A 16277-nucleotide genomic window follows, 5' to 3' on the forward strand; every position below is an offset into this window, starting at 1 on the left:
ATGATGCATAATTAAAATGATAGCAACAGGAATTAAAAAAAATGATTCATTTTATATACATTTGTACAAAATGTGTAATAATTAACAATGAAAACGATAACTACCTGCGTACATGATATAATACGGCATCAACCATTTTTGGACGATGCTATCGCGAGAGATATCATAAATTTTAGCGGACTTGCAGAAGATTTAAGACCTGAAGTTGAGAAAGAAATGCGTAAACCTGTTAAAACAGGTAGTATAATTATGGCATTACGGCGCTATGCCCCCAAGCGAACAAAAATTAATAAAAACAGTTTACGCGAATTGGGCGATATAATCGTGAGATCTGGAATAACAGAATATACTTTTCTAAATTCTAAAACTATTATTGCCAACAAATCAAGATTATTAGATGCTGTAAAAGATCAAACGGGTGTCTACCTAAACTACTCGAGCAATTATCAGGAAAGTAACATTTTAGTTTCATCTTCTTTAACCGATTTGGTTGAAGATTATTTTAAAAATGAAGTAAGGGTTACTATTAAAGAAGAATTATCTTCGATCACTATTGCTTTACCAAACAATAGTAGTCAATCTGTAGGACTTTATTTCTATATCTTCAAATTATTAGCTTATGAAGGAATTCCTGTTTTCGAAATGATTTCTACTTCTAACTATTTTGCGCTATTTTTAGAGCGCGAATATGTTAACAAAGCTTTTCTACTTTTAAATGAGATCAAGAAGTAGTTAGATTCTACCAGTAATCAAAATACACACCCGTCATAGCAACTGCAGCAATAATAATTATTATTACAATAGCGATAAAAGTTGCCCCAAACTTTGTCTTTTTATTTTTTTGTAGAATGTAATCTTCAGATTTATTATCCTCTTTATCTCTAATTTGCATCTTAGTTTTTTAAATAATATTAAAATGAGTATTATTTTCTCAATCGTTTTTGTTGAAAACTTTGCAAAGTTAAATAAAACTTTTAGTTTTCAATTTGGATAAAAATGTAAATTATTCTTAAAAATAAGTAAGGATTTCAAAATACAATGCCGTAATTAGTGTTATATTTTTACAAACTTAATTACGGTTGAGTTTAAGGAAAATCTCTTTATAGATAGACCTAGTTTTTTCATTTATATTCTTTGATAAGATTTTCCCACTCCATACTCTTAAGCATTCTTACCAAAGCAGGATTTATAATTTTTACCAAATCTGAATTTTTAGGAAATGCATAACTGTAATAATCCTTTTTTAACGTTTGCTCTAAAACTTCAATATCTTTCCCCACTTCCATTTGTTCTATTGTGTAACGCAATATCGGTTCGTCGTAAACTAGCAGATCCAAATCATCATTTCGTATTAATTCTATTCCATCATTAACGCTATTTAATTTTTTAGACTTCACGTCGTAAAGATCTAAAAGCTCTGCTGCACTACTGCTCACAACTGTTCCTACGTTAAATCTATTTAAATCTGAAATTCCGCTAATCTCATCATTAATACTTTTTACCGTTAAGGAAGATGCAATACTTGCTGTAAGACTAGAGATAATGATAATGGCCATAAACATCCAAATTAGCCCAACAATTCTACCACCAGTAGTTCTAGGCGATTTATCCCCATATCCAACGGTAGTCATCGTTACAGCACTCCACCAAAAGCCCTCTAACAGCCCTCTTCCTTTACCGCCACCAAATTCTTCGGCATTCTTTTTTCTTTCGAAAATCCACACTAAAAAGCCGAAAATAAAAATCGTGCCTAATAATGCTAATATTGCTGAAATAAACTCCCAACTCCATAAATTCTTCAGGATATTAAACACCTGAGATTCTTTCTTTTTTGCTACACCTGTATGTGATATAAAATAAGGCTGAGAAAAATCCATTCGCTCCATACGGTTATCGGTAACCGTAATAGGATTTATACTAAAATCTACTTCTCCACTTTCTACCGCATTTAACAGCGCGGCCAAACTTTCGTAGGTTTTATATTCAAATTTGTAATCTAAATTTTCGTTAACTAAATTCCAGCTTTTAATGCTTAAGCCATCAAAATTACCATTTGGTTTTTGAGTCACAAAGGGTGCAGTAAGCTGCACTCCTATTTTGTAAACTTCAGGAGTAGATTTTGTAGAATCCTGAAAAGTTTTGGCGCTAGTTATAGTAGTAAAAAACACTGATAAAAGGAATAGGTAGTATTTCATATAAATTTCTGAAATATTTGAAAAGTAAGTAGCGAAAATTAATCAATTACAATCCATTTTCAAAACTGAATTTATTCTGAAGCAACTTCAGCTTTCGTACTATCTTCTGGTTTTTTGTAATAAATCTCGAGTTTCTTTTTTCCAAAATTTTTCGCCCTTTCTATATCATTTCCCATATAAATATCTACGCGCTTTTTCCAGCGGTAATGCATTTTATCCTTCACGACAAAAATAGAATCTAAGCCGGCGATTTTGATCTCATCATTATGGTTTATTCCCAATCCTATAAGATCTCTGGAAATGGCAACCGCATTCATACCGGGTTTTAGCGTATCGCCCCATGCGGCTAAATTGGGATTTGATCCTGCTGTTTGATATTGAACTGAGTTAAAAGCAGAAACCGTTACTTTAATTGTATCCCAATTTTCAGTAGACTTATCAGTTACTTTTTTATCTGAAGAATTACAAGCAAAGAGCCCTAAACTTAAAAATAGAAATTGACAACACGTTTTTATTGAAATGGAAATAGAGTTCATTTTAATATCTAAATTGAGACCTAATGAGGTTCAATATAAATAATTTCTGTTTATCGTTAAAAGCTACCTTAAATTCAGATTTATACTTCTTAAATCAAGTTTATAAGGTAATGAACTCAAAATTCATCCAATTCTGTATCATTACTGAAACGGGCACTTAGTTATCAATCTACTAAAAATAGTGTTCAGAATTGAAGAATATTAAATAAGATTATGAATTAATTTGAGTATATCTATCTGTTTTGCAGCTCTTTCGATATCCAAAATAAATAAAAGCTAAAGTTTGTTAAGAAATTACCAAGTAAACCGAATTAAATAGCAATATAGTTGTGAGTGCATTTGAGAGCTGTAACTTTGCAAACTTAATTGGCTGAAACCAAGAAGTAGGCCTTAATTAATCTTTGAAAAACAAATTTATGAGTCAAGTAAAGCAAGATGACACTGTAAAAGTTCATTACACAGGAAAATTAACCGATGGCCAAGTATTCGATAGCTCTGTAGATCGCGGAGAACCAATCGAATTTACTATGGGACAGGGGCAATTAATTCCTGGATTCGAAAAAGGACTTTTAGATATGGAAGTTAACGAAAAGAAAACTATAAATATCCCTAAAGAAGAAGCTTACGGAGAGCCAAGAGAAGAACTAGTTCAAGAAGTTGAAAAAAGCCAACTTCCAGAAGATCTTGAGCCTAAAGTAGGTATGGGACTTGTTTCTAAAACTCCAGACGGTCGCGAAATGAACCTAGTGGTAAAAGAAGTAAAAGAAGATTCTATTGTTGTAGATGGGAATCACCCATTAGCAGGGAAAGATTTAGTATTTGATCTTGAGGTAGTAGAGATCAAATAAGCAATCTACCACAACAATTATAAAAAATCCCTTTTTGGTCAATTCAAAAAGGGATTTTTTTATGCAATTCATTTCGATTTCAAAAAATACTATTAAATCCCTGCCTTCAAGACTTAAGCTTTTTATAAAATTCTTTCCAGCAGCTTTTATAGATTGTATCTTTATTTCAAACTAAAAACAAAAAATTATTATGATAAGAAAAGCGAGCGCAGTTTGGAAAGGAACATTAAAAGAAGGTAAAGGTAATTTATCTACAGAGAGTGGTGTACTTAACGAAACTCAATATTCGTACAAAACCAGATTTGAAGACGGAAAAGGAACAAATCCCGAAGAATTAATAGGTGCAGCACATTCTGGATGTTTTACCATGCAATTATCAGCTTTTTTAGCTGAAGAGGATTTTCCTGCTGAATCTTTAGAAACAAAAAGTGAAATCACTTTCAAAGACGGAGTTGTTTCTAAATCACATCTTATTTTAGAAGGTAAAGTTCCAAATATTTCTGAAGAGAAGTTCCTTGAAATCGCTAATAATGCGAAAGAAAAATGTCCTCTTTCAAAATTACTTGATACAGAGATTACTTTAGATGCTAAACTTTTAAAGTAAGATTTAAAATATAATGCAAAAAAAGTCCGGATAATTTCCCGGACTTTTTTTATGCTAATTATAGCGCTTAAAATAACTTGAAAAATAATTAGAAGTTTCCTACAAACTTGCCTTCAAACTATTTTTTATTTCGAACATTAAAGATTTAGGAAAAGTATTTCTTTTTGCCAATTTTTGATTCACCTCCAACTCTATCCCAATGTAATTCTTGGGAAATTTACGACGGAGATACGTTGTAAAACCATCTGCCTTTCCCAAATAAGGATAATTGAACCTAATTTTAATATCCAACTCTTTAGCTAAATTAAGTTTCCAGATTTGAGCAAACTTTTTTTCAGCTTTACGAGATGGATCGTACAACAAACCCAAATCAGTATTTCGCTCTATCCCATTAAGAATTGGTGTAAAACTATGTACCGAAATATGTACGACTTGCTCTCCAACTTTAATTAATTCTGAAATACATTTCTCAACTTTATTTCTATATGTTAAATAATATAAATTGATGAGATCCCTTTTTTCTTGCTTAGCCAAAGATTTAGAATATTCGGAAAATAAGTTGGGATGATGCAAAGAGCGGTTTGGCTCGATCAATAATCGGCTAAATTTATAGGTAAAACTGAAATCTGAAATTTCTAATAGCTCCTGAAATAATCTGAACGCTCCAGGATCGTAAGCGCGATGTGTTGTCCAAACCAAATCTTGGTCGTTCTTTAAGTAAGCAAATTTTTGCGGCAATACATTACTGGCATGCTCGCAACTAAGTATTAGTTTCAAGGTTTGTAGAGCTCATTTTTAGCAAGACATTTGGCGATATCGGCATATACTTTACCTATATTTTCTTCGGAATAATTCCCTCTTAAACCACCTATAATTCGATTGGCAAGTGATCCTTTCTGAATAATGTATTCGATTGATTGCTGATGTTTTTCAGAAATGTTATCTTTAACTCTTTCATATATATTCTTCCACACATCACCAATTTCTGAAGTTTCCGTCAATCCAAAAATTTTAAGATAAGCAATATTGCTTATCACACCTCGTTCAGCATCTTTTATAGCCTCATTCAGGATTTTGAGCAAATCGTCCTCTTTCCAACTTTTCTGATCTGCTAGAGAAATAAAATCTTCGTTTACCAAAACTTTTAAAGTCTCTATAATAAAAACTGCAATTGCGATGTCTGCTTTGGGGCATTCCTGTAAATCGATCACCCTAATTTCTATGGCACCACGATCAAATCTTGCGATTGCTCCTCTAGAATTTAGAAAATGATGTTCTAGGATTCCATTTTTATCATGAGCCTTAATGGCTTTTTTTATAGGTTCAAAAATCCCTCGGTGATATTCTTCTTTATTATAAAGACACTCTGGAATTACTTTCCCGGCCATCTCTGGTATTTCTTTTTGGTTGGTTTTATAAACTTCCATACGGCTATCCATAAAACCGGTTAATTGTCCTTCGAATATTGGTGAGGACGCACTAATCGCCGGGATAATTGGTAATAAAATTCGTATCCCAGCGTGCAATTTTTCAAATTCAGCATCATCTGCAAATGGCAGATTTATATGCATGCTTTGTACATTGCTCCATCCATGACCACTACAATCAAAAATTTGGTTGTACAGCTCATAAATATCATTATTATCGTGTTCCCATAATTTAGTTTCCTTTAAGGGATTCATTAGCGGATGTGCAGCTGTAGGCAACAATTGAGCATCTAAAGCCTCTAAAAGCTTATTGATCTCAGAAACATTTTCGGCAAATAATTTATCTAAATTTTCAATATTAGAAATTGGTACAGCTGTTTTTAACTCTACCACATGAGCTACTAACTCGTTACTCCATTCAATTTTACCATTAGCAACATCAGAAGTTAGATTTCCTGTTTTTTCGATAAAAAGTTTATCAGTGATCGGCACAATTTTTAGCTGGCGATCTACCAGCATATATTCCAATTCTATTCCGTAAACTTCGAAAATATGATATCCCATATTATTTTTTCTCTAGCCTGTTTTTTAAGGCCGTGATGATTAACTTATACACTTCTTCGCCATAAAAACGATCCTCTACACCAAAATCGATATTTGGATTATCATTAATTTCGATCACCATAGCTTCTCCATTAATTTCCTTAATATCAATTCCGTAGAGCCCTTCTCCCATCAATTTAGTAGAGCGTAATGCTAAATCTAATATTTTTTCTGGAACTTCTTCTAAGGCCATCGTATCTGCATTGCCATCTTGATCGTGTTTATTTTTAGCATTCCAGTTGTATATTTGCCAGTGTCCTTTTGCCATATAATATCGACAGGCATAAAAAGCTTTTCCATCTAAAACACCGATTCTCCAATCGTAATCTGAAGGTGTAAATTGTTGTGCAATGATAAGCTCAGATTCTTTAAGCATTTTAGTTACAAGCTCGTGGTATTCTTCTTCGGTCTTTGCTTTTTTAACGCCAAAACTAAATGTGGAATCTGGAGATTTTAAGACTACCGGTAAACCAATTTCAGCCAAAATAGCATCTTTATTCTCTTTATGAATAATCATGGTTTTTGGCGTCAATATTCCAGCATTTTGTAAAGCTTCTGCCATAAATACTTTATTGCAACATTTTAAAATGGCATCTGGATAATCGATAATAGCGATGCCTTCCTGTTGTGCTTTTCTAGCAAATGCATAAGCTTCATTGTGAACTTCGGTGCTTTGTCTTATAAAAAGGGCATCAAAAGAGGATAATCTTGATAAGTCTTTTGGGGAAAGAAATTCAACATAAAAATTCATCTTCTCGGCAACTTCTGCAAATTTCTTTAATGCTTTGGCATTACTAGGCGGTGCCGGATCGTCTTTTTGCACAAGAATAGCCAAATCGTAATCATACTGCTGCGGTTTTACAGTATCATACCTTTTTTTAGAAAAGTAATCACTGGCAAAAAAGTACATACTTTCTAAGTGATCTTCTGGGATTTCAGATTCAGATAAAGCTTTTATACTTTTAATATTCCACTTATTACTAAAACTGAACTTTACTTGTAAAAATGGAATCTGAAAATGTCTAAAGAAAAGTGAACTTACTTCCTTATATTTTTGAGCTACATTTTGTCCAAAATAAATACTAAGCACAAATTCCTGAGATTTGATAGATTTTAGTGATTTTTGAATCACATCATCAAATTCTTCAGAAATTACTTTCACCAATTTCGGCTCTCTTAAATCTACAAGATTTTTCACTGTGGGAATAGCCAAATGGCCTCTTGCTTCAGCTAAAAGAGAAACGTAATACCCTCTAGATTGATAATTGTAATTTTTGGAGAGATTGAAAATACGTGCGTTTTTTATCTTAGCATATTTAGGATTGGTTAGATAATCCTGAGAAGATATAATATGTACATTTTCAAGTTTAACCGGCCACTTTTCAGGCTGATTTACTATTAAAAATTTATTCATTTATTATAAGAAATAATCAATCAAATGTAGCTGAAAAAATAATAGAAAATCATAAAATTTTGAGAATATATAGATTTTTCTTCAAATAAAAAGCCACCTTAAAACGAAAGTTTAAAGGTGCTTTTTGATATTAAATTCTTTTTATTTTAGTGAAAAGAATACTGCAAGCCTAAAGTCCAGCTGTCATCATTTTTAAGTTGAATTCCGTTTAAATCCTGATATAATGGAAAAGCATATTCAACACCTATTCTTACATTTTTCAATCTTCCCTGAGGGATATAAAAATTAGCTCCAAAAGCCGAATTTATATATTTTCCACCCTGATTTTGCGTATTTGCGGTTGTTACCATCATTGGATTTAAATCTGCATAACAACCATCAATCTTTCCTACTGTTTTAGCTTCTATCCTTCCCGAAACACTAAATGAATTTAAAAGTTTAGCAGTAATCCAGTTATTCCATATTAATTGATTCCCAAAGCGATAATCATGATCATTTTTGCCCAATCTTAATACTCCGTTTACTTGAGAACCAAAAGATAAAATTTGTCCTTGTAACAGATAAGTCACTGCAAGTTTTGGGTCCCAGGTGCCGCTACTTTTATTGCAAACTCATAAACTTGAAGCTTGCATCTTCAGTAAAAAATTAACTACAACTTGGGGGATGTTCTATTCTTCTGTAATATGGATTGGAAATAAAATGTTTATAAAAAACAATCTTTTTATTTACCTTGAATAGCTCTAATTGGCTAAAATAAATATGCCTTGGAATTTCTAGATATAGAGGAAGAAAAGAATTGGCGATTCTGGCTGAAGTATTTGCTTTCTCCGTTTTGTTAGATTGATTCAGCTGCTGCATTAGATAACATTTCCCATTGCAATTAAGTGCCGGCTGATCTTGATTTACACAGTAATTCTCAATAATATAATCCAGATTAAATTGGTAATAAGAAATCTCTCCGATTTGGAAAACCGGGCGGTAAGCAAGAGAAACTAAAATTAAAATCGCTAAAAGTTGTTTCAGCATCTGAATTTAAATTCTGCTTGCAAAAGTACGTTGAGAATTCAAAAAAAGAAGAGTTATTTTTAGGTTTTCTTAAAATAATGGATCAAATTTTTCTATTCAATATTCTACCTTTCAGTTCAAAAATTAATTCCTATTTTACCAATCTTAACCATAAATTAAATACATGAAAATAAGACAAATTGGCCTTTTTGCGCTACTATTTGCGCAGGTAGGTTTCGCTCAAAACAGCGAAAATGAAAAGTTAGTTGAAAAAGCAAGAAAAATTCATGAGAAAGTAATTACCATCGATACGCACAACGACTTTAGTGTCAATAATTTTACCCACGATCATAATTATACAGAGAATTTAGACACTCAAGTAAATCTTCCAAAGATGGAAGAAGGTGGTATGGATGTTTCTTGGCTGATTGTGTATACAGGGCAAGGTGATTTAGATGCGGAAGGATATAAAAAGGCGTATGATAACGCGATGGCGAAGTTTAACGCGATACATAAGCTAACAGAAGAAATAGCTCCAGATAAAATAGGTTTGGCTACAACTTCAAAAGAAGTAAGAAAACTGGTAAAAGAAGGTAAGAAAGTAGCCATGATCGGTGTAGAAAACGGCTATCCTATCGGTACCGATATCAAAAATGTTGAAAAATTTTACGATTTAGGAGCACGATATATGTCTTTGGCTCATAATGGGCATAGTCAATTAAGCGATTCGAACACAGGAGAAGCTGATAATGTATGGTTGAACAATGGATTAAGTGATTTGGGGAAAGAAGTACTTAAAGAAATGAATCGATTAGGCATTATGATTGATGTTTCACATCCTTCAAAAGAAGCGATCAAGCAAATGTTTGAACTTTCTAAGGCACCGTTAATCGCTTCACATTCTTCTGCCAGAGCATTGTGCGATCATAGTAGAAATTTGGATGATGAGCTACTGGAACTTTTTAATGAACATGGTGGCGTGATCCAAACCGTCGCATTTAGTTCTTATATAAATACTGAAAAAGATAAAGCTTTTGGTGACGCTAAGAATAAAGTATATGAAGATAAAGCTGAAAAAATGGGCTTCGAAATACTTTCTTGGGGAGAAGTTCGTGAACTTGATGAAACCGAAAGAGAATCTTATATCGAAAAATATAAAAAGCTAGTAGCAGATTCTGAAGAGGAAGTTGAAGCATTAAAACAAACCATAAGCCCGGTGAACGTTTCAGATTTCGTAGATCATATTGATTATTTGGTTGAAAAAGTTGGAATCGATCAAGTAGGAATTAGCTCAGATTTTGATGGTGGCGGCGGAATTGATGGTTGGGATGATGCCTCTGAAACTTTCAATGTAACTTTAGAATTGGTGAAAAGAGGTTATTCTAAAAAAGAAATTGCAAAACTTTGGGGAGAAAATTTATTGCGTGTTTTAGATGAAGTTGAAGAGGTAGCTAAAGAAATTCAAAAGGCATAAAATCTCGAAAATTTTAAAAATCGTTATTCTAATTCAATATTGTGCAATTAGAATAACGATTTTTATTTCCGAAGAAATTATAAAATGCTGAGAACCTTAATCTTTATTTCGTTTCTTTTTGTCCCAAAAAACGTATAATCCAAAGAGCGCTAAACTTACCAGAGATCCCCACAATAAACCAGATTTTAACTGATCTGTACTTCTACCTAAAACAGCTATAAAAATGGTTAAAGGCGCAATGCCAACCAGTGTTGCTCCTATAAATTTCCAATAGGTCATTTTTAAAATTCCGCCTACAAAACTAATAGCATCATTAGACAGAAACGGATTTAATCTTGTAACAATTACGGCCCAAAAACCATAATCGTCAATAAAATCGGCTATTTTTTGCTCATTCTTCTCTCCTATTAATTTCTCAACGATTACAGGACCAAAATAACGGCCAATAATATACCCAATGCTACTTGCTAAGAAAACGGCCACAAAAACAATTAAACTACCCCAAATTGGGCCATAGGCAATAATAGAAACAACCATTAAAGCAACTGACGGTATTACAATCAAAAACATCTGAACGATCATGGCTAATATTAGCATCAAAGGTCCAAACCAGCCAAATCTCTCTACCCAATTACTTATTTTTTTCTCGTCTCCGCTAGTAAGCACTCTCCAAGCTTCATCCATAAAATCCTGCACAGAAGGAACCAAAAAATAAGATGCCACTATAGCGGCAACAAGTGCTAGTGATACATACAAGGGTGTTTTACTCTTACTAACCGAAGTCGATTTTATTTCATCTTTCATAAATTAGTTTAGATTTACTCTAAGAATATTTGCTGGATCACTATGACCTTCATTTGAAATGAAAAGCTCCCCGTTCTTTTTGAAAGCAATACCCTCTGGCTGATAAAACTTTTCACGCTTTAACAAATAAAGTTTTTTAGAATCTCCATTAGGCGATAAAACCAATAATTTAGGATTTCTACCGTCGGTTATATAAATCTCTCCGGTAACTGGATTAATATTTACTTCAGATGGCATCATAACCATCAATTTATTTTTTCTTTTAACATCAGAAAATATGGGATCTTCAAGATCTATAGCATACGCCGGGGTTTGCAGTAATTTTTTAGTTTCAAGATCAAAAGCATAAATACCCTTTGTATTATTGCTAAGTGGATCACGATCTTTTACGGCGATTAACAATCGGTTATTTTTTAAATCGGCACACAATCCTTCAGCATTATGCTTTGCTTTTATAAACGTTTCGTGTTTAGTAACTTTTTTATTTTCATCTAGATAGTGCTGTACTTCAAATATTACACCATCACTGCGCAATACATAAGCATTATTCCCAATTAAAGCAAGTCCTTCGTAATCACCAGATTTACCAAATTTTATTTCCTGTTCAATTTTTTTAGAAAGAAGATTATAGATAAAAATAATTCCTTCTTCGTCTTGTATTGCGGCCATACGTTCGTCGTCCACAAAATCCATCCCAGATATTTCTTCTAATCGATTGGGCAGATCCCATTTTTGCTCAATTTCATATTCTTCCTCAAAATCTTTTCTTTCCAAACTAAAAGGAAAATCCATCGTAAAATAGATAAAGGCTACCAATCCTAAAATCCCAATTACAATGACTGCTGCAATTTTACTCATATACTTTTTCTTAATCTCTGTATTTATTAAAGGTATAGGCTATTTTGAAATTATCCAGAATAATATTTATTGCTGAAGATTTCGATTACCTGCCACAGCTGTATTAGGTTTATATACAAATATTTAATAGTTCTTACTTGAATTATTTATTTCGATCAATAGAAATTTTATAATTCAATTATCGCTTATCTATCCTAGATTTATTGTTGATAAATTAGGAATTTAACAAAGATAGAAAGCTTAAAACAAAAGTATACTTTTCACCTTTTAAAACTTTGATAAAAAAAGACATAACAGCAATTATATTAAAGCTCCTATTTATCCCATAGCTATAACGCAGCTAAATTTTCTCTACCAAATTTTCCAATTCTTTTGCGACAGATGTTCCCTTCAATCCAACTTTATTTTCTAAATATTTCAAAATTTCAACAGAAGTGAACTGATAAGTTTCCCGAAGTCCTAAGATAATTTTTTCTAAATAGAAAGGATGTGGGGCATTGAGTTCCTCGCTCATAAACTTAGCGTTTGTAAAACTGAAAACGGGCATCTCATCATGAAATCCTAAAAATAGAATTCGGTCATACCAAACATCGGTGGCCACATCTAAATATCCTTGTTTTATTACCTTTTCAAAATCGATAGACAAATCCCCTCCAAAAGCGATTTCTTGTTTTACCAGATCTACAAACTGGCCTTTAGATATACTATAGACCTTCCCGTATGTTTTTGCAGTTTTATCCTCATTGGGCTTAATAAAAGCTGCGGCCCCGCCACTCCAAGTTCTGGAGCTTTTAGCAAAATATAGTTCATGATTTATAATAAAAGATTTATTTGCTTTTGGTAATGCTTTATCTTCACAGCCAACATATGTTCTTTTCGCACCTTTTGGAGTTCCACCAGCAACATAGCAAAGAAAACGATCCTCCATTAAATTAGAGCCGTAGCAGGCATACCAAATCCTTTCAAAATTTCTCATAATTTGTTTTGAAAGAACTTACTAAAATTTGCTCGGAAATCGCCTAATCTTAACTATTCTTTCATATTTAAATTGATATTGCGAATACTTTGAAGCCAAATACATGCAAGCATTGTAAATTACTTGTTTAAAATTACCTTAAAATCAAAAGTTAATATTCTAAGACTTTGTTTCTTTGCAGCTAATTATTTCAATTTTATGCTTTCCAGACTTAAAAAATCTCCCATTTTAAAATGGGCTTTACGAATATTTCTAGGTTTATTTGTTCTATTCATATTATTTTTCACAAGTATTTATTTTGGGATGTGGGGCAAAATCCCTTCTAAAGAAGAACTTAGCCAATTACAGCAAAATAAAGCCACTCAAATACTTTCTAATGATGGAAAATTAATTGGGAAATTCTATATTTTTGATCGGCAGCCTATTCAATTTAAAGACCTTCCCAAGCATTTAATCGAGGCCTTAATCGCTACTGAAGACGTTAGGTTTTACGAACATAATGGAATCGATAATCGTAGTTTAGGACGCGTATTTTTTAAATCTATTCTTTTGCAGGACGAGAGTTCTGGCGGTGGTAGCACAATAACACTTCAACTGGCTAAAAATATCTACGGAAGAAAAGATTACGGAGCGCTTGGCATTGTAGTGAATAAATTTCAGGAAGGCATTATGGCCAAGCGTATTGAAGATATTTACAGCAAAGAAGAAATAATTACGCTTTATTTCAATACAGTTCCTTTTAGTGATAATACCTACGGAATTGAAAGTGCTTCAATGAAGTTTTTTGGAAAACATGTTAATGATCTTAATGTTGAAGAAGCAGCTGTTTTAGTGGGAATGCTGAAGGCTTCGCATCGATATAATCCTAGAATTTTCCCTGAGCGTAGTAGACTACGTCGTGATGTGGTGCTAACACAAATGGAAAAATATGGATATATCACTGAAGGACAAAAAGAGAACTACATAAAAAAAGATCTAAAACTGAATTACAAAAATTATAGTAATAAAAAAGGTCTTGCTCCCTATTTTAGAGAACAAATTAGAAAAGATCTGAGTCAGGTTCTGGATACGATTAAAAACAAAGATGGTGAGAAATATAATATTTATAGAGACGGACTCATTGTTCACACAACTTTAGATTACAAATTGCAAAGTATTGCTGAAGCTGCTATGAAAGAACATATGGCAAGTTTACAGCAAGAACATGAAGATTCCTACGGAAGCCGCGCCCCTTGGTTAACCAACAACGCTATTCTAAAGGATGCGATCCATCGTTCTAAAGCTTATAAAAATTTAAAAGAAGATGGATTTTCTGAAGAAGAGATCATGAAAGAACTTCAGAAGAAAAAGCAAATGGAACTCTTTGAATATGAAGGAACCGTGACCAGGCAAGCAAGCACAATAGATAGCATCCAACACTATTTAAAATTCCTAAATTCAGGCTTACTTTCTGTAGATCCAAAAGATGGAGCTGTAAAAGCCTGGGTTGGTGGAGTAGATTTTAGATATTTTCAATACGATCATGTATCGCAAAGTAAACGGCAGGTGGGTTCAACGTTTAAACCTATTGTGTATACAACAGCTATTGATAAAGGTATTGAGCCTTGTACCTATTATTCTGGTCGCGCCGTAACCTATAAAGATGGATGGAAGCCTACAAATGCTTCAGCAGAAGAAGATGAGGAGGGTATGAATTACAGCATGAAATATGCACTAAGCCATTCTATGAATACCATTGCCGTGAAAGTTTTATTAGACGCGGGAATCGCAAATGTGATTAAAAAAGCACATCAAATGGGAATAACTTCAGATCTTCCTGAAGTTCCGTCGATTGTCCTTGGTACTGCGGAATTGAATATGGAAGAACTTACAGAAGCCTATACAAGCTTTGCAAACCAAGGGCGACCTTCAAAACCGTATTATATAACCAAAATTGAAGATGGATCTGGAAATCTATTGGCAGAATTCAAATCAAAAAGTCCTAAAGAACAGGCTTATTCCGAAGAAACGAGACAAATTATGATCAATATGATGCAGGCAACGGTAAATGAAGGAACCGCTACCCGACTGCGTTATACTTATGGATTAAATAATGATATCGCCGGAAAAACCGGAACTACCCAAAACAACAAAGATGGCTGGTTTGTTGGGCTTACGCCAAATCTTCTTACGGTAACCTGGGTAGGAAGTGACGATCATCGTATTGGTTTTAGAAATACAAGGATTGGACAGGGAGCTAATTCCGCTTTACCAATTTTTGGAAGAATGATGCAAAAAATGAATGCCGATTCTTATTTCAATGAGATTACTAACGCTCGTTTTAAAAGACCATCAAGCGAAGTTGCCGAACTTTTAGACTGTGAACAAACAAAAGAAGACAGTTTCCTTAAAAAGCTTTTTGGCAGCAAAAAAGATGATGCCCAAGAAATAGATATGGACAAACCGGTAGAAGAGAAAAAAGAGAAGGAGAAAAAAGGCTTTTTTAAACGGTTATTTGGTGGTAAAAAGAAAGAGAATTAGATTTTAAACTATGCTGAAATAGCTATTTTGTTGGAAGTACTTTTATATAAATAAGCCTTGATACTGTTTATCCGGATTCAAAGAGTATAAAGTGGATTTTACAAAATCCCTAAAAACGTGGTTTCTAATTTTATCGATCCTAATTTCAATCTAAACTAAAAGCCGCAAAATTTTATAATTTAAAGGCTTCAGCTACTTTTAGTTTCTTGAACATCGTCAGTTTCAAAATATAAATGGTAATGATTATTACATCCAGGATTAAAACTGGCATTACAGACTGGGCAGTTATTTCCCGATTCCATGTATTCGGTTATACTAAGTTCGTGGCCACAAACACCGCATAGGATAGCTTTTTCAGAAAACTCATCTTTTGGCCATACCTCATGTCCATGATTCGTTGCTTCTTCATGGCAAGAAAAGCAAGGATAGTACCTATCACAACATTTAAATTTAATAGCTATTACATCTAGCGTACTATGCCAATGTACACAGCGAGTTTGATTATCTATGGACTGCCCGTAAACAGTTGTATTGTTAATCTGGAAAATATTTGTAGATTCCGGTTTCCTCATCTGTGAATAAGTAAAATTGAAATAAAACAAGCATAATAAAGCGCTCAACAAATATCTTGATTTCATCATTGCGCAGTCTTTTTTAAAATGGATTACTCCTTCCAAACTATATTTTTTTTGTTTCAAATATACTATGCTTTCCAATTTTATCAATGCTAATTTAAATTCGAGAAATTATGATAGTTTCGACCCAATATATTTCCCTAAAAGAATTGAACACTCGCACAGTCTTTAAAAAACTTTTCTTTTGATCACAAAATCAAAACGTATACAAACTAATGTATGCTTTTGTTTAAAGCTGAGTTGCATAAACGTTATAAAAAAACAGCCAATGAAAATATATAGTATTATTTATTGAAAGAAAAAAATCAGCATCTAAAATCGATAATTTCAATCAAAAAAAGAGGCCCCAACGGGCCTCTCTATATGTGAAATTCACAC

17 protein-coding genes are annotated in these 16277 nt (G+C 33.0%); 5 read left to right on the plus strand and 12 right to left on the minus strand.

Going from position 1 to position 16277, the window contains the following annotated elements:
- Positions 1-87 precede the first annotated feature (87 nt).
- Positions 88-732 carry a hypothetical protein gene (locus tag PBT91_RS09090; protein WP_270058170.1) on the plus strand — a complete coding sequence of 215 codons (645 nt, stop codon included), beginning with the start codon at positions 88-90 and terminating at the stop codon, positions 730-732.
- 7 nt (positions 733-739) lie between these two features.
- Here PBT91_RS09090 and PBT91_RS09095 read toward each other — a convergent pair whose 3' ends face one another.
- From PBT91_RS09095 to PBT91_RS09105, 3 genes are all read right to left on the minus strand, one after another.
- Positions 740-892 carry a hypothetical protein gene (locus PBT91_RS09095; RefSeq protein WP_270058171.1) on the minus strand — a complete coding sequence of 51 codons (153 nt, stop codon included), beginning with the start codon at positions 890-892 and terminating at the stop codon, positions 740-742.
- Positions 893-1121: 229 nt separating this feature from the next.
- Positions 1122-2195 (minus strand): transporter substrate-binding domain-containing protein, encoded by a 1074-nt coding sequence (locus PBT91_RS09100; protein WP_270058172.1) that lies wholly within the window; start codon positions 2193-2195, stop codon positions 1122-1124.
- Between the two features lie 71 nt (positions 2196-2266).
- Positions 2267-2731 carry a 3D domain-containing protein gene (locus PBT91_RS09105; RefSeq protein ID WP_270058173.1) on the minus strand — a complete coding sequence of 155 codons (465 nt, stop codon included), beginning with the start codon at positions 2729-2731 and terminating at the stop codon, positions 2267-2269.
- 416 nt (positions 2732-3147) lie between these two features.
- Here PBT91_RS09105 and PBT91_RS09110 point away from each other — a divergent pair, with 416 nt between their 5' ends.
- Both PBT91_RS09110 and PBT91_RS09115 read left to right on the plus strand, forming a co-directional pair.
- Positions 3148-3579, plus strand: coding sequence for an FKBP-type peptidyl-prolyl cis-trans isomerase (locus tag PBT91_RS09110; RefSeq protein WP_270058174.1), 432 nt, complete (start codon positions 3148-3150; stop codon positions 3577-3579).
- Between the two features lie 190 nt (positions 3580-3769).
- Positions 3770-4183: an OsmC family protein gene (locus tag PBT91_RS09115; RefSeq protein WP_270058175.1), complete on the plus strand. Its 414-nt coding sequence runs from the start codon at positions 3770-3772 to the stop codon at positions 4181-4183.
- A gap of 99 nt (positions 4184-4282) precedes the next feature.
- Here the strand turns inward: PBT91_RS09115 and PBT91_RS09120 are convergent, their stop codons facing one another.
- From PBT91_RS09120 to PBT91_RS09140, 5 genes are all read right to left on the minus strand, one after another.
- The gene (locus PBT91_RS09120) at positions 4283-4960 is read right to left on the minus strand and encodes an N-formylglutamate amidohydrolase (protein WP_270058176.1); all 678 of its coding nucleotides are present in this window, start codon (positions 4958-4960) and stop codon (positions 4283-4285) included.
- Entirely contained in the window at positions 4957-6174 is a 1218-nt protein-coding gene (locus tag PBT91_RS09125; RefSeq protein ID WP_270058177.1) for a carboxylate-amine ligase, read from the minus strand. The genes PBT91_RS09120 and PBT91_RS09125 overlap by 4 nt, the downstream gene beginning before the upstream one ends.
- Position 6175: 1 nt before the next feature.
- Positions 6176-7627 carry a RimK family protein gene (locus PBT91_RS09130; protein ID WP_270058178.1) on the minus strand — a complete coding sequence of 484 codons (1452 nt, stop codon included), beginning with the start codon at positions 7625-7627 and terminating at the stop codon, positions 6176-6178.
- A 146-nt stretch (positions 7628-7773) separates the two neighbouring features.
- The gene (locus PBT91_RS09135; RefSeq protein WP_270058179.1) at positions 7774-8196 is read right to left on the minus strand and encodes a hypothetical protein; all 423 of its coding nucleotides are present in this window, start codon (positions 8194-8196) and stop codon (positions 7774-7776) included.
- A gap of 76 nt (positions 8197-8272) precedes the next feature.
- Positions 8273-8653 (minus strand): hypothetical protein, encoded by a 381-nt coding sequence (locus PBT91_RS09140; RefSeq protein ID WP_270058180.1) that lies wholly within the window; start codon positions 8651-8653, stop codon positions 8273-8275.
- A gap of 163 nt (positions 8654-8816) precedes the next feature.
- Here PBT91_RS09140 and PBT91_RS09145 point away from each other — a divergent pair, with 163 nt between their 5' ends.
- Positions 8817-10106: a dipeptidase gene (locus PBT91_RS09145; protein ID WP_270058181.1), complete on the plus strand. Its 1290-nt coding sequence runs from the start codon at positions 8817-8819 to the stop codon at positions 10104-10106.
- Between the two features lie 96 nt (positions 10107-10202).
- Here PBT91_RS09145 and PBT91_RS09150 read toward each other — a convergent pair whose 3' ends face one another.
- From PBT91_RS09150 to PBT91_RS09160, 3 genes are all read right to left on the minus strand, one after another.
- A complete protein-coding gene (locus PBT91_RS09150) occupies positions 10203-10910 on the minus strand; it encodes a TVP38/TMEM64 family protein (RefSeq protein ID WP_270058182.1) in 708 nt (235 codons plus the stop codon).
- Positions 10911-10913: 3 nt separating this feature from the next.
- Entirely contained in the window at positions 10914-11768 is an 855-nt protein-coding gene (locus PBT91_RS09155; protein ID WP_270058183.1) for an SdiA-regulated domain-containing protein, read from the minus strand.
- A 340-nt stretch (positions 11769-12108) separates the two neighbouring features.
- Positions 12109-12744, minus strand: a complete 636-nt coding sequence (locus PBT91_RS09160) for a hypothetical protein (protein ID WP_270058184.1) — start codon at positions 12742-12744, stop codon at positions 12109-12111.
- A 198-nt stretch (positions 12745-12942) separates the two neighbouring features.
- Between PBT91_RS09160 and PBT91_RS09165 the strand changes: the two genes are divergently transcribed.
- The gene (locus PBT91_RS09165) at positions 12943-15264 is read left to right on the plus strand and encodes a penicillin-binding protein 1A (protein WP_270058185.1); all 2322 of its coding nucleotides are present in this window, start codon (positions 12943-12945) and stop codon (positions 15262-15264) included.
- A gap of 188 nt (positions 15265-15452) precedes the next feature.
- On the opposite strand, the gene PBT91_RS09170 is transcribed toward PBT91_RS09165, so the two are convergent.
- A complete protein-coding gene (locus PBT91_RS09170) occupies positions 15453-15905 on the minus strand; it encodes a CHY zinc finger protein (RefSeq protein ID WP_270058186.1) in 453 nt (150 codons plus the stop codon).
- Positions 15906-16277 lie beyond the last annotated feature (372 nt).

Source organism: Zunongwangia sp. HGR-M22 (genome assembly GCF_027594425.1).
GTDB lineage: Bacteria > Bacteroidota > Bacteroidia > Flavobacteriales > Flavobacteriaceae > Zunongwangia.

Coding starts and splice junctions, on each gene's coding strand:
- PBT91_RS09160 (WP_270058184.1), bottom strand. CDS start 12,744: ATGAGAAATTTTGAAAGGATTTGGTATGCCTGCTACGGCTCTAATTTA.
- PBT91_RS09165 (WP_270058185.1), top strand. CDS start 12,943: ATGCTTTCCAGACTTAAAAAATCTCCCATTTTAAAATGGGCTTTACGA.
- PBT91_RS09090 (WP_270058170.1), top strand. CDS start 88: ATGAAAACGATAACTACCTGCGTACATGATATAATACGGCATCAACCA.
- PBT91_RS09145 (WP_270058181.1), top strand. CDS start 8,817: ATGAAAATAAGACAAATTGGCCTTTTTGCGCTACTATTTGCGCAGGTA.
- PBT91_RS09125 (WP_270058177.1), bottom strand. CDS start 6,174: ATGGGATATCATATTTTCGAAGTTTACGGAATAGAATTGGAATATATG.
- PBT91_RS09130 (WP_270058178.1), bottom strand. CDS start 7,627: ATGAATAAATTTTTAATAGTAAATCAGCCTGAAAAGTGGCCGGTTAAA.
- PBT91_RS09150 (WP_270058182.1), bottom strand. CDS start 10,910: ATGAAAGATGAAATAAAATCGACTTCGGTTAGTAAGAGTAAAACACCC.
- PBT91_RS09140 (WP_270058180.1), bottom strand. CDS start 8,653: ATGCTGAAACAACTTTTAGCGATTTTAATTTTAGTTTCTCTTGCTTAC.
- PBT91_RS09095 (WP_270058171.1), bottom strand. CDS start 892: ATGCAAATTAGAGATAAAGAGGATAATAAATCTGAAGATTACATTCTA.
- PBT91_RS09170 (WP_270058186.1), bottom strand. CDS start 15,905: ATGATGAAATCAAGATATTTGTTGAGCGCTTTATTATGCTTGTTTTAT.
- PBT91_RS09105 (WP_270058173.1), bottom strand. CDS start 2,731: ATGAACTCTATTTCCATTTCAATAAAAACGTGTTGTCAATTTCTATTT.
- PBT91_RS09100 (WP_270058172.1), bottom strand. CDS start 2,195: ATGAAATACTACCTATTCCTTTTATCAGTGTTTTTTACTACTATAACT.
- PBT91_RS09155 (WP_270058183.1), bottom strand. CDS start 11,768: ATGAGTAAAATTGCAGCAGTCATTGTAATTGGGATTTTAGGATTGGTA.
- PBT91_RS09110 (WP_270058174.1), top strand. CDS start 3,148: ATGAGTCAAGTAAAGCAAGATGACACTGTAAAAGTTCATTACACAGGA.
- PBT91_RS09115 (WP_270058175.1), top strand. CDS start 3,770: ATGATAAGAAAAGCGAGCGCAGTTTGGAAAGGAACATTAAAAGAAGGT.